This is a genomic window from Fibrobacter sp. UWH9 (genome assembly GCF_900129715.1).
Taxonomy (GTDB): domain Bacteria; phylum Fibrobacterota; class Fibrobacteria; order Fibrobacterales; family Fibrobacteraceae; genus Fibrobacter.
The window spans coordinates 48,172-61,132 of record NZ_FQWP01000002.1 but is presented as its reverse complement, the minus strand read 5'-3'; the positions used below and the strand labels follow the sequence as shown (position 1 = coordinate 61,132).

The 12,961-nt window shown below is 51.1% G+C and carries 9 protein-coding genes; 7 read left to right on the top strand and 2 right to left on the bottom strand.

Annotated features, from left to right (window positions below; all coding sequences use genetic code 11):
* Nucleotides 1-18: 18 nt before the first annotated feature.
* The 4 genes from BUB94_RS02090 to BUB94_RS02075 all read left to right on the top strand — a co-directional run bounded on the left by BUB94_RS02090 (nucleotide 19) and on the right by BUB94_RS02075 (nucleotide 6,372).
* Entirely contained in the window at nucleotides 19-1,227 is a 1,209-nt protein-coding gene (locus BUB94_RS02090; protein ID WP_073233800.1) for an LL-diaminopimelate aminotransferase, read from the top strand.
* 166 nt (nucleotides 1,228-1,393) lie between these two features.
* Nucleotides 1,394-2,911 (top strand): sigma-54 interaction domain-containing protein, encoded by a 1,518-nt coding sequence (locus BUB94_RS02085; protein ID WP_073233798.1) that lies wholly within the window; start codon nucleotides 1,394-1,396, stop codon nucleotides 2,909-2,911.
* An 83-nt stretch (nucleotides 2,912-2,994) separates the two neighbouring features.
* Nucleotides 2,995-5,034 carry an NAD(+) synthase gene (locus BUB94_RS02080; RefSeq protein ID WP_073233795.1) on the top strand — a complete coding sequence of 680 codons (2,040 nt, stop codon included), beginning with the start codon at nucleotides 2,995-2,997 and terminating at the stop codon, nucleotides 5,032-5,034.
* Nucleotides 5,035-5,148: 114 nt separating this feature from the next.
* A complete protein-coding gene (locus tag BUB94_RS02075) occupies nucleotides 5,149-6,372 on the top strand; it encodes a fibrobacter succinogenes major paralogous domain-containing protein (protein ID WP_073233792.1) in 1,224 nt (407 codons plus the stop codon).
* A 276-nt stretch (nucleotides 6,373-6,648) separates the two neighbouring features.
* Here the strand turns inward: BUB94_RS02075 and BUB94_RS02070 are convergent, their stop codons facing one another.
* Together BUB94_RS02070 and BUB94_RS02065 are read right to left on the bottom strand one after the other, a co-directional pair.
* Complete coding sequence (locus BUB94_RS02070; protein ID WP_073233789.1) at nucleotides 6,649-9,261, bottom strand: DNA gyrase/topoisomerase IV subunit A; 2,613 nt, start codon at nucleotides 9,259-9,261, stop codon at nucleotides 6,649-6,651.
* A gap of 32 nt (nucleotides 9,262-9,293) precedes the next feature.
* Nucleotides 9,294-9,908, bottom strand: a complete 615-nt coding sequence (locus tag BUB94_RS02065; RefSeq protein WP_088665429.1) for a hypothetical protein — start codon at nucleotides 9,906-9,908, stop codon at nucleotides 9,294-9,296.
* A 221-nt stretch (nucleotides 9,909-10,129) separates the two neighbouring features.
* On the opposite strand from BUB94_RS02065, the gene BUB94_RS02060 reads away from it, so the two are divergent.
* Genes BUB94_RS02060 through BUB94_RS02050 form a run of 3 tightly spaced genes read left to right on the top strand, consistent with a single transcriptional unit; the run spans nucleotide 10,130 to nucleotide 12,471 of the window.
* Complete coding sequence (locus tag BUB94_RS02060) at nucleotides 10,130-10,567, top strand: hypothetical protein (protein ID WP_073156600.1); 438 nt, start codon at nucleotides 10,130-10,132, stop codon at nucleotides 10,565-10,567.
* Nucleotides 10,568-10,612: 45 nt separating this feature from the next.
* Nucleotides 10,613-11,644 carry an NAD-dependent epimerase/dehydratase family protein gene (locus BUB94_RS02055; protein WP_254793635.1) on the top strand — a complete coding sequence of 344 codons (1,032 nt, stop codon included), beginning with the start codon at nucleotides 10,613-10,615 and terminating at the stop codon, nucleotides 11,642-11,644.
* Nucleotides 11,644-12,471: a glycosyltransferase family 2 protein gene (locus BUB94_RS02050; RefSeq protein WP_073233783.1), complete on the top strand. Its 828-nt coding sequence runs from the start codon at nucleotides 11,644-11,646 to the stop codon at nucleotides 12,469-12,471. Before BUB94_RS02055 ends, BUB94_RS02050 begins: the two co-directional genes overlap by 1 nt.
* Nucleotides 12,472-12,961: the final 490 nt, after the last annotated feature.

The window sequence follows — 12,961 nt, the reverse complement described above, 5'->3', positions numbered from 1 at the left end:
TCACTAACCACTTTTATTATGAACGAATCTATCATTAATCCATTTTACGATCGTCTTCCTGGCAGCTACCTTTTCTCTACTATCGCCAAGAAGATCAAGGAATACCAGGGCACCCACGCCAATGCCGACATTATCCGTCTGGGTATCGGCGACGTGACCACTCCCATTATCCCTGCCGCTATTGAAGCCATGCACAAGGCCGTAGACGAAATGGCATGCAAGAACACCTTCCGCGGTTACGGTCCGGAACAGGGTTATGACTTTTTGCGCGAAGCCATCATTCGCGGCGAATATACTCCCCGCGGTGTCGAAATGGATCCGGACGATGTGTTCGTCAGTGACGGTTCCAAGTGCGACGTGGCCAACATCCAGGAACTTTTTGCTGCCGACGTGAAGATCGCCATTCCCGACCCGGTTTATCCTGTCTATCTGGATTCTAACGTGATGGCTGGCCGTACCGGCTTTATGCAGGAAGACGGCCATTTTTCTGAAGTCACCTACCTGGCTTCTACTGCCGAAAACAATTTCCAGCCGGACCTTCCCAAGAACCCGGTGCAGCTGATTTACCTGTGCAGCCCCAACAACCCCACCGGTACCGTTCTTTCCCGCGAAACCCTCCAGAAGTTTGTGGACTACGCCAACGAAACAGGTGCCATCATCCTCTTCGATGGTGCTTACAACTGCTACATCCAGGATGAATCCCTGCCTCACTCCATTTATGAAATTCCGGGTGCCCGCACCTGCGCCATTGAATTCCGCAGCTTCAGTAAGACTGCTGGCTTTACCGGCGTCCGTTGCGCCTACACCATCGTTCCTCACGAACTGGGCAAGCTCCGCGCCATGTGGAATCGCCGCCAGTGCACCAAGTTTAACGGTGTGAACTACGTTGTGCAGCGCGCTGCCGAATCCATCTACAGCCCCGTAGGTTGGGAACAGACCAAGGCTGTGATCAAGGGCTACATGGATACCGCTTTCATGATCCGCTCTGAATTGACTGCTGCCGGCTACACCGTCTTTGGTGGCGAACATGCTCCCTACATCTGGTGGAAACTTGAAAACGGCGAAAAGTCCTTCGACTTCTTCGATCGCCTCCTTGGCACTTGCGAAGTGGTGGGTACTCCGGGTAGTGGCTTTGGCCCCTGCGGCGAAGGTTATTTCCGCTTGACCGCCTTCGGTGACCACGAACAGACCAAGGTTGCCCTGAAGCGTATTAAGGAAAAATTGTAAAAATTAGCACGGAATTTGCAAAATCCTATGTAGAATTTGTGAAAATCTTACATTTCATGTAAAATCGAATGTATTTTATAAAGGATTCTTATAAGGATTGCTGACAGGCCCCGCAATTTTTATAAAAACAAGAGTGCCTGAAAAAGACCCGAACCTAGAGACTATTATGAAACAGCCCATCGGTCCAGAAATATCTGTCATCCAGAAAATCAGCGCTGCCATTATCCATGAACGCGACGCTGAAAAGCTGCTGAGCAACGTTCTTGCCATTCTGGACACAGAACTTGGCATGTTGCGCGGTACTTTCACGTTGCGTTTTGGCGATACCCTGAAGATTGAAGCCTCCCATGGCATGACTGAAGCTGAAAAGCAGCTGGGCCAGTATCATATCGGTGAAGGTATTACTGGACATGTGGCTGAAACTCGCCGTAGCCATGTGATTCCTGACCTGCGCAAGGATTCCAGATTCCTGAACCGCACTGGCTCTCGTAATTACGATAGCCAGGTGGCCTTTATTTGCGTGCCCCTGATTCATGACGAGGAGCTGATTGGAACCCTTTCTGTGGACCGTCCGGTGGATGTGAACACGGACTTGGACCACGATGTGGCCTTGCTGGAAATTATCGCCAACATTACGGGTGATGCAGCCAACGAATGCCAGGAAGTCCATTCTGAACATGCCGCCTTGCTGGAAGAAAACCAGAAACTCCGTGACATGTTGTCTGGCAATCCCACGGAACTGGTGGGTAACTGCCGCGAAATGCAGATTGTGTACGAACAGGTTCGCCAGGTGGCTCCTTCCGATGCTACCGTTTTGATTCGTGGTGGTAGCGGTACCGGTAAGGAAATGATCGCCCGCGCTATCGTGAACCTGTCTGCCCGTAAGGACAAGCCGTTCATTACCCTGAACTGTGCCGCCCTTCCCGAAAACCTTGTAGAAAGCGAACTCTTCGGTCACGAAAAGGGTGCCTTTACTGGCGCCGTGAACCGCCGTATCGGTCGTGCAGAAGCAGCCAATGGCGGCACTCTGTTCCTGGACGAAATTGGCGATCTCACCATGCAGACCCAGGTGAAGCTGTTGCGCTTCCTGCAAGAAAAGACTTTCAGCCGCGTGGGTAGTAACGAAGAGCTTCATTCCGATGTCCGCTTCCTGGCTGCAACTAGCCGCAACCTGGAAGAACTGATGGAAAAGAAACTGTTCCGCGAAGACTTGTTCTACCGTCTGAACATTTTCCCGATTTCCATGCCGGATCTGGCCAAGCGCCAGAGCGACATCATCTTGCTGGCAGAACATTTCATCGAAAAGATGAACCTGCGCTACAACAAGAAGGTCGCTCGTTTGTCTACAACGGCCATCAACTTGCTCATGAGCTATCATTGGCCGGGTAACGTCCGTGAACTTGAAAACTGCATGGAGCGTGCAGTTCTCACTGCCGCTGACGATTGCATCCACAGCTACAACCTGCCGCCTTCGCTGCAGACCAGCCTTAGCACCGGCTCCATCATTTCTGCCGAAATGAAGAGCGCCCCGCTGGATGTGATGATGAATAACTACGAACGCGAATTGATTACCGAAGCCATCAAGCGCCACAACGGAAACATTTCTGCTGCTGGCCGCGAACTGGGCGTAAGCCCCCGCATGATGAACTACCGCATGAACAAGCTGGGGCTGAATTCTAAATAATCAGCTTGGCAAGTTCGCGGAACTAGATGTTATTTGAGTGAAGAAGGGTCTCCCGCGAGGGGGACCTTTTTTATATTTACAGTATGTTCGGATTTTATCGATTTGCTTCTGTCTGCCCCAACCTGAAGGTTGCGGACACTGCTTTTAATACTACTGAAATTATCCGTTGCGGTAAGCTTGCCCAGGCTGAGGGGGCTGCGGTAACGGTGTTCCCGGAACTTTGCATTACGGGTTATACTTGCAGTGACTTGTTCCATCAGGAACTGCTGCTGAAGAACGCTTATGCCAGCTTGCAGAAGATTGCAGAAGCATTTGCCGATACCGATATGATTGTGGCGGTGGGTTTGCCCTTGCGCATGTTTGGCCGCCTCTATAACTGTGCTGCCTTTGTGCAACGCGGAAACCTGATTGCGGTGACTCCGAAAATTCATTTGCCCAACCAGCGTGAATTCTACGAAAAGCGCCACTTTAATAGCGGACGCGACTTGCTGAATTCTGCAGATCGTATTTCCTGGGATTTCCCGGGTTTTGGCGAAGTACCGGTAACCAACTTTATCCGCACGGGTTGTCTGGACGGTTCCGAAATTTGCTTTGGCGTGGAACTTTGCGAAGACCTTTGGACTCCCATGCCGCCCAGCGGTGAACTTGCCCTGGCTGGAGCCAACGTGATTCTGAATCTTTCTGCCAGCGATGCTCTGGTAGGGAAGGGGGATTACCGCCGTAACCTGGTCATGAACCAGTCGGCCCGTTGCATGGCCGCTTATGTCTATTCTTCTGCAGGTGTGCAGGAATCTACTACGGACATGGTGTTCAGCGGTCACTTGATGATTTCTGAAAACGGAAGTATGCTGGCCGAAAGCAAGACCTATGGCCGCGACTCCGAAATCATTTACGCCGACGTGGATGTGCAGCGCCTGAATATGCAGCGCTTGAGCGAAGGTTCCTTCCAGGACTTCGATTCTACTCCCTATTTTGCGACTGCTGCAGAATTTGGCCCCCTGCCAGAAATTTCCTTTGACGAATCGGGTTCTGCAGACGCTCTCAAGTATCGTTATGTTTGCCCCACGCCTTTTGTGCCGGGTAACATCGAAACTCGTGATGCCAACTGCAAGGAAATCTTTAACATTCAGTGTGCGGGCTTGGCCAAGCGTATCGAGGCTTCCCGCTCCAAGCGTGTTGTTGTTGGCCTGAGCGGTGGCCTGGATTCCACCTTGGCTTTGCTGGTCATTGCCGAAACTTTCAAACTGTTGAATCGCCCCGCCTCTGAAATCCTGGTGCTGACCATGCCTGGCTTTGGTACGACCAACCGCACCAAGAATAATGCGGTGGAAATGGCAAACCTTTTGGGCGTTGAACTGCGCACCGTGTCCATCAAGGACGCCTGCATGCAGCACTTCAGCGACATCGGTCATGATCCTGCCGTGCTGAACGTGACTTACGAAAACGTCCAGGCCCGCGAACGCACCCAGATTCTCATGGACGTTGCCAACAAGGAAGGTGGCATTGTGGTAGGTACCGGCGACCTTTCTGAAATCGCTCTGGGCTGGAGCACCTATAACGCTGACCATATGTCCATGTACGCCGTGAACTGCGACATTCCCAAGACTTTGGTGCGTCATGTGGTGGCCTGGTATGCTGATCGCGCCCGCAATTTCTTTGCCGCAGATGTAGCCGCTGGCTCCGCCGACGAGACTGCTGCTTTCAAGTTCGCCGATGCGCTTTCTGCAGTGCTTCGCGACATTTTGGATACTCCCGTTTCTCCGGAACTTCTGCCTGCCGACGCCAACGGCCAGATTGCCCAGAAGACCGAATCCATCCTTGGCGCCTACGAAATTCACGATTTCTATCTGTACCATTTTGCAAAGTACGGCGCAGAACCTGCAAAGATGCTGTTCCTGGCAAAGCATGCCTTCGCCGGTCTTTATCCCGACGAAGAACTGGAACGCTGCCTTACTTTGTTTGTACGCCGCTTCTTTACCCAGCAGTTCAAGCGCAGCTGCATTCCCGACGGCCCCAAGGTGGGGACCATCTCCCTGTCGCCTCGTGCCGACTGGAGAATGCCCAGCGACGCAAGCTTTGCTGATTGGCTCACCAATTCCCTGAACGCAAGCTTTAGGGAATAGCTTGACAAACGTTGTTGGAATTTCGGTCACGGGCAAGAACCTGTAAATTAAGTTATACTTGAAACGTTAATGTATGGTGCGAGTATGCAAACCTTGCCCCAGGGAGTAGATTCAATGAACAAGAAATTTTTTGGAAAGAAAGTGGTAAAGTTTGGCTTTGTAGCCTTTGCTCTGGCTTTGGGCCTTGCCGCATGTGGCGACGACGGTTCAGCAAACGGACCGGGTAATAACCATGAGGACACAAACATTTCTTCTGTTGAGTCTGAAGAAAATTTGCCCAGCTGTACAGAAAGCGGGGAAGGTTTCGTTAACTTTATTAATGGGACAAAGGAAGGTTTCATTTGCAAGGATCGTAAGTGGGTCCATTACGATATGATTGCGGACGTTGAAGAAAATCTGCCTGGCTGCACGGGGTCAAGAGAAGGCCTGTCAGCTTACCTTTATGAAGAAGACCGCGAGTTGAATTGCGTGGAAGGCTCCTGGGATGTTGTTGGCGAGGTTGCAAGTTCCTCTTCCAGTGTCATCCTGAGCGATAGCGAAGGATCTAGCAGTTCCTCTGCAAAAAGTAGCAGCTCTGTCGCTAGTTCCAGTTCGGAAGAATCTTCAAGTTCCGTAACATCCTCTTCTTCTGTCGCAAGCAGTTCTTCTTCGAGTGTCATCCCGGGCACCGACCCGGGATCTCCCGTCTACGGTACTCTGACCGATTCCCGCGACAACCAAGTTTACAAGACCGTCACCATCGGCACCCAGACCTGGATGGCGGAAAACCTGAACTACGCATACACTGGCGTGAAGTACAATTACAGCAGTTACACTTCCGATTCCACCAGTTGGTGCTACGAAAACAAGGCTTCCAACTGCGACAAGTACGGTCGCCTTTATACCTGGAGTGCCGTGATGGATAGTGCTGCCCAGTTCAGTGTAAATGCTGGAACCAGGTGTGGCTATGGCAAGACCTGTACCCCCAATAGCCCCCACCGCGGCATTTGCCCAGAAGGCTGGCATGTGCCCACGGACGAGGAGTACAGTACTCTGTACACCTACATCGGAGGTTCCGACACCGCTGGTTCGTTGTTGAAATCCACCAGCGGCTGGAATGATTATAACGGCAAGAGCGGTAACGGGACCGACAAGTATGGTTTCTCGGTGCTCCCCGCCGGTGACAGGCGCAGCAATGGCGATGTCAGCGGTGAGGGCTACGGCGCCTTCTTGTGGTCTGCTTCTGAGAACGGTCGCGACGTCGCGTGGTACCTGTACTTCTACTACAGTGGCGACTACGCCTACCAGATCTACAACGGCAAGGACTACGGTCAAAGTTTGCGTTGCCTTAAGGACTAGGCTAAACCTTCAAAATGCTTCTAATTCAGCCTTTCTAGCCACCGGCTCAGAAATACGTTATAGACGCAGTAACTTTTTCCTTCAAGGGTTGTTGTCTCCAGCAGAAGTTCCTTTTCGACGAGGGCGCTTGCGATTTTTTTTGCGCTGGAGGCATTGATTGGACAGGAGAACGACTTCCGTATTTCACCTTTAGTATTTTACCAAAGGTAATATGCTAATAGTAAAATGAATGGTCAATAAGAAAAATCCCGGCTCGGAGGCCGGGATGACTGGTGTCTATTTGAACAGGTCGTTGTCGCCGTCGTCCTCGCCTTCGGAATCCGAAGTGCCGTCATCGAAAGTGTCCGGCGGAGAAATGCGGCTGGCGCGCTTGACCTTCTTGGCGGTAAACTTGCTGCCCAGAGCCTTGTAGCCCTTGACTTCTGCAATTTCCGTCAGATCCAGTTCTTCCTTCTGGACTTCGCGGCCCACCTGATATTCCATCAGTTCGCGGGCGTCGTCGGTGGCGAAGAATTCGATCATCTGGGTGTCCTTATGATCGCTGACCAGGCTGAATTCCGTAGTCATGGGGCAGCCTTCAAGATTGAAGCGCTTGACCATGTAGTTGAAGTTTCCGCCTTCGAAGTACAGCACCGTAAAGACCTGTGCAGGATCGTACTTGTGAATGTACTTGATGCCTGTACCCACGAGAATGGGATCTGCCATGTCGTGGACGCGGGCGGTTCCGTTTTCCTTGACGATAAGGACCTTGTCCTTTTCGCCGAATTCGCCGATACGGTCACCCTTCTTCTGGGTGCTGATGATACCGCTGGGGGCGTCAAAGTACAGCACGCGGGCGCCCAAGGTACTTACACCCTTGCGCAGGCGCTTGATGCTCTTGACCGGGTACTTGGTAACGATATTGCCCATGGCGCCACGGCCCTTCACTTCGATGGTGCTGAAATCCACTTCGAAGTTCAGCTTGGTACGGGGGCGGGGCTTCAGGGTGACTTCTACCACTTCGGCTTCGCCGTTCAGGTTGCTGGACATGTAGAGAATCTTGCTGCCCGGCTTACCCTTGCCCATGAAGTAGTCCTTGTCGCGGGTGACGCCACCCACGTTAAAGCGCTTGATGTAGTAAGCTCCGTCCTTGCCATCCAAATGGATGACGTTATAAATATGACGGTCATCATCCTTCTTGAACTTTTCGACTAGGATAATATCCTTACCTACGAAGTCCTTGTCGCTGACCTTGACCACCTTGAAGCTACCGTCGGCCTTGAATACGATCAGGTCGTCGTATTCAGAAACGTCGAAGAGGTATTCTTCCTTCTTCATACTGGTGCCCAGGAAGCCTTCCTTGCGGTTGACATACAGCTTCTGGTTGGCGATGGCCACATGTACAGCGTTCACCTTGCCGAATTCTGCAATCTGGGACTTACGTTCCTTGCCTTCGCCATACTTCTTGAGGATATTCTTGAAGTGGTTGATGGTGTAGTCGGTAATATGTTCCTGGTTGAACTTGTTTTCGGCAATCTTTGCATCCAGTTCTGCCAACAGTTCGTCGGCCTTCTTGCGGTCGAAACGGCTGATGCGGCGGATAGGAATTTCTGCAAGCTTCAGGATTTCTTCTTCGGTGACCTCGCGGCGGAGCATCTTCTTGACGTAGGGCTTCAGGCCTTCATCAATGAGCTGGACCATTTCTTCGCGGCTCTTGGCATTCTCGATAACCTGGTAGACCTTCTTTTCTATGAAGATCTTTTCGAGGCTGGTCATGTGCCACTTGTCTTCAAGGTGCTTCAGTTCGTTCTGAAGTTCCCACTGCAGCAGGTGAACCGTATGTTCGGTGTTCATGCGCAGGATTTCGGACACGCCCAGGAATTTGGGGTGCTTGTCTACAATGACGCAAGTGCAGGGGGACAGGCTCTTTTCGCAGTCGGTAAAGGCGTAGAGGGCGTCCATGGCCACCTGGGGATCGGTACCGGCCTGCAGGTGGATCAGAATTTCCACATCGCGGCTGGTGTTGTCGTCCACATGCTTGATCTTGATCTTGCCCTTGTCGTTGGCCTTGACGATGCTGTCGATCAAACTTGAAGTTGTGGTGCCGTAGGGGATTTCGCGGATGGCCAAAGTCTTGTTGTCGACCTTTTCGATCTTGGCGCGCACACGCACGCGACCGCCACGCTGACCGTCGTTATATTCGCTAACATCGATAATGCCGCCGGTAAAGAAGTCGGGATAGAGTTCGAACTTCTTGCCCCTGAGGATGGCGATACTGCATTCGCAAAGTTCGCGGAAGTTGTGGGGGAGAATGGAGGTGCTGAGACCCACGGCAATGCCGTCGACGCCCTGAGCCAAAAGCAGGGGGAACTTGACAGGCAAGGTTACCGGTTCTTCGCTACGTCCGTCGTAGCTGGGCACCCATTCGGTGGTTTCGCCGTTAAAGACCACGTCTACGGCAAAAGGTGTCAGACGTCCTTCGATGTAACGGGGGGCTGCAGCGCGGTCGCCGGTCAGCGGGTTACCCCAGTTACCCTGGGTATCGATGAGCAGGCCCTTCTGGCCCAGGCCCACCAGGGCATCACCGATGGATGCGTCACCGTGGGGGTGGTAAGCCATGGTACGACCGACGATGGTTGCCACCTTCTGGTAACGGCCGTCGTGATTTTCGAACAGGGAGTGCAAGATACGACGTTGCACCGGCTTCAAGCCGTCTTCGTAATACGGAACGGCGCGGTCCAGAATTACATAGCTGGCGTAATCAAGGAACCAGCCGTCATACAGTTTTTCTAGGTGGTGTACATTGGACAGGCCCAGAGTAGTATCCTGGTGCTCACCCACCTTAACATCGTTAAAAGATTCTTTGGAAGTTTCTACTTCGTTTTCGTTATCGTTGTTCATGTCGCTCATAAGTCGTGTAGAAATAGAATAATGTCGTACGTTCAAAAATCAGTTTTGGGGCTTAATGTAGAAAAAATTTCTGACAGTAAAGTGACATTGCTACACCTACGGTGTTCCCCAGTTCCTGCTACAGCGACTGACATGTGTTGTGCAGCCATCTGTAACCCGACTCGATAATGTTCTGCGATGGTGTAGCCCAAATTAAGGGTGTATCCGACAGTTGACGCGGAAATCCACTCATCACTGGTTGAAGATCGGCCATTCAATTCCACTTCTGCGCTCATTATGGAACCGCCCACAAAAAAGTGAGAAAGGCTTTCGCTTTCGTTCGCCCAAATCATTAATTGTCCGCACACATCTATCTGACTGGATTTCAGATAAGTGCGACTTGCTAACGAACTGGTATTTGTCCCTTTTTCAACACGAACATTAAATGTGTCAATGGTGATTATAAAGGGTTCCCCAGGGTCGATGCTGTAAAGGATTTCATCTTTCAATCGGGCGTTCAGCGAACTTTCATAAACATCGTTTTTCGATCCCGAAAGAACGTAGTTCCAATTCGATCCTCCAACACCATACATATCAACGAGATCTGGCCTGATCAAACCGAAAGCTTCATACAAGGAGTCAAGACCTGCAAAGTTTCCCGTAGTCACGACTTCACGCGATACAAAGGTGAATGAGGAGTCCTTACGGATACACAGTTCCTTGCATGTACTTGAAGGGATGACGACCTCATGGGTATCTTCGATAAGATTGTCGACATAACCTCAACACCTAACAATTATAGGACGGTAATATAGCATCTTTTTATGGTATTATAGTTCTTGAAGGCATTCAAATTTTATATATTCCGTTTAGTAATTGGAGGTTTTTTATGAAATTTTCCCGTGTGATTTCCCTGGCCGCTCTGTTTGCTGCATCTTTCGGCTTTGTCGCCTGTGATGATTCCTCTTCTGCTTCTAGCGACGAAAAGGCTGGCTACGACTGCTCCGTTAAAGGCGGCGTAAAGGTCGTCTACCCGGCCGGTGGCGAAAAGTTCAAGATGGGCGAAACCATTACCGTTATTTACGGCTCCGACATTCAGGGAACGGGTTTCCGTTTCGTGTACAAGGTCGACAAGGATGACCTGGGCGACGATATGTTCGAAGAATCCATGGGCCCGGAACATCCGGATGGCAAGACTTGCTACGAACAGAAGGTCGTTCTCGATAGCAATTATTCTGAACCTTCCGATGAAGCTATCATCCGCGTGATTCCTTACGAAAATACCAGTAAGGCCGGTAATTCCGGTACTTTCAAGGTTTCTAAGTAATCCTTGAGAATCCCGCACTTAAATCCTAAAGACAATTCGATCACCGTGGCCATTGTCGGCTGCGGTGGTTTTATTGGTAGTCACCTGCTTAAAGCTGTGCTGCAGCGTACCTGCTGGCGGGTGTTTGCCGTAGACCTTGAATCTTACAGGATCCAGCAGCACTTGGCTGACCCGCGGGTGGAATTCTACTGCGGCGATCTGGCGAACCCTTCCGTGGTGCAGCGCATTGCACAGTTCCCCGTGGTGGTGAACTTGGCTGCCATTTGCGTGCCTAGCCGTTATATGTCCGAGGCGGCAACCGTCATTCGCAGCAATTACGATCACCCGGCCCGCCTGGCCGACGCCTGCGCCAAGAGCGGCTCCTGGCTAATCCATTTTTCTACCTCCGAAATTTATGGAAAGACCGCGGCGGATTCCGGCCTGCTGGAAGAAGATTCTGCAGACCTTGTCTTTGGGTCGGTGGCTGCAAGTCGCTGGAGCTACGCTACCGCAAAACTTCTGGCGGAACGCTATATGGCAGGGCTTACGAACCTGCAATGGACCGTGGTGCGCCCCTTCAACTTTGTGGGCCCCTACATGGATTTTATGCCCGGCGTCGATGGGGAAGGAATCCCCCGGGTGCTGGCGAATTTTTCTACGGCCCTGGTGCGGGGCGAACCCATTAAGCTTGTGAATGGCGGACTTGCCCGACGGACCTTTACCTCGGTTCATGACGCCATTGATTTTATCTTCTGCATCTTCGAAAATCCTGCGGCTGCAAAGGGCCAGGCCTTTAACGTTGGAAATCCTGACAACGAAATTTCCATTGCGGAACTGGCACGGATCATGACCGAAATCTATGCCGATGTAAAGCACATTCCCGTAGAAGAAATCCCTGGGGCACAGATTGTGGACGGCGTTGAATACTATGGCGTTGGCTACGAAGATTCCCTCCGCCGCATGCCCAGTGTCGAAAAGGCGGAACGGCTGGTAGGCTTTAAGGCTTCGACACCCTTGCGTGAAGTCTTGCGGGAATCGCTGACCTGGTTTGCGGAACATTACAGCACTTCGGATTGCCTTGAAAAGTTGGCGGAATAATGCCCGCGGAATTCAACACCTTTATTTTTGTGCCGGCCTACAATGTGGAAAAGACCTTGGCCGGTGTGCTGGATAAAATTCCCCAAAGCGTGTTGCGCAAATCCAAGATTCTTGTGATAGATGATGGATCGCAGGACGGGACCCGCAAACAGTTTGATAAATATGTAGAAGGTTTTCGGGAAGGTCCCGCTGAAAAATCGCAGGAAGGGACTGTTGAAAAATCTCGGAACGGTTCCGCCCCCCGCCTCGAATATTTTCGTTTTGAAAAGAACAGCGGCTATGGCGCTGTCGTCAAAAAGGGCTTAAGCGAAGGACTCTCCTCGGGCGCCAAGTTCATCGTCTGCCTTCACGGCGACGGACAGTACCCCGCTGATTTGCTGGACCAGTTTCTAGACCATCTGGAAAATTTCAGAACCGTAGATGGCCACGGTAACGAATCTGCGCTCGCTCTATTGCAGGGCTCTCGCCACGCAGTGACCGGTGGCGCCAAGGCAGGGAACATGCCCCTGCACAAGAGAATTGGCGGAGCCTTCTTGACCGCCCTAGAAAATCTGGTGTTCCGTCAGAAGCTGACTGATCGCCACAGCGGATTCATTCTTTACTCCGCCGACTTCTTGCGCACCGTGGAACTATCTCGCCTGAGCCCCTCCTTTGACATCGACCTGGAGCTGATTTCCATTGCGGATGCCCGTGGCTTTGCCATAGGTGAACTTCCCATTCCCACTGTTTACGCCGAAGAAAAATCCAACCTGAACGTAGTGACCTACGGCCTTCGCTGTTTAAGACAAATTGCTAGAAGATTTTGCTTTATGTTAAAAGTGAAATAAAAATTCTATACCTATTGCGTTAATAAAAAATCTTTTTGCATTTTCCTCATACCTCATACCACATACCACATACCACATACCACATATCTCATACCTCATACCACATACCTCATACCACATACCACATACCACATACCTCATAACTCATACCTCGTACCTCGTACCTCATACCTCATATCTCATAACTCATACCTCATAACTCATACCTCATACCTCATACCACATACCTCATACCTCATAGCTCATACCTCATATCTCATAACTCATACCTCATAACTCATACCTCATATCTCATACCACATACCTCATATCTCATACCACATACCACATACCACATACCACATACCACATACCACATACCTCATACCACATACCTCATACCTCATATCTCATACCTCATACCTCATACCTCATATCTCATACCACATACCACATACCTCATACCTCATATCTCATACCACATACCTCATACCTCATATCTCATAACTCA

Bases quoted from the DNA above. Each gene is read 5' to 3' on its own strand.
- BUB94_RS02050 (WP_073233783.1), top strand. From the start codon at position 11,644: ATGCCCGCGGAATTCAACACCTTTATTTTTGTGCCGGCCTACAATGTG.
- BUB94_RS02070 (WP_073233789.1), bottom strand. From the start codon at position 9,261: ATGAGCGACATGAACAACGATAACGAAAACGAAGTAGAAACTTCCAAA.
- BUB94_RS02090 (WP_073233800.1), top strand. From the start codon at position 19: ATGAACGAATCTATCATTAATCCATTTTACGATCGTCTTCCTGGCAGC.
- BUB94_RS02085 (WP_073233798.1), top strand. From the start codon at position 1,394: ATGAAACAGCCCATCGGTCCAGAAATATCTGTCATCCAGAAAATCAGC.
- BUB94_RS02080 (WP_073233795.1), top strand. From the start codon at position 2,995: ATGTTCGGATTTTATCGATTTGCTTCTGTCTGCCCCAACCTGAAGGTT.
- BUB94_RS02075 (WP_073233792.1), top strand. From the start codon at position 5,149: ATGAACAAGAAATTTTTTGGAAAGAAAGTGGTAAAGTTTGGCTTTGTA.
- BUB94_RS02060 (WP_073156600.1), top strand. From the start codon at position 10,130: ATGAAATTTTCCCGTGTGATTTCCCTGGCCGCTCTGTTTGCTGCATCT.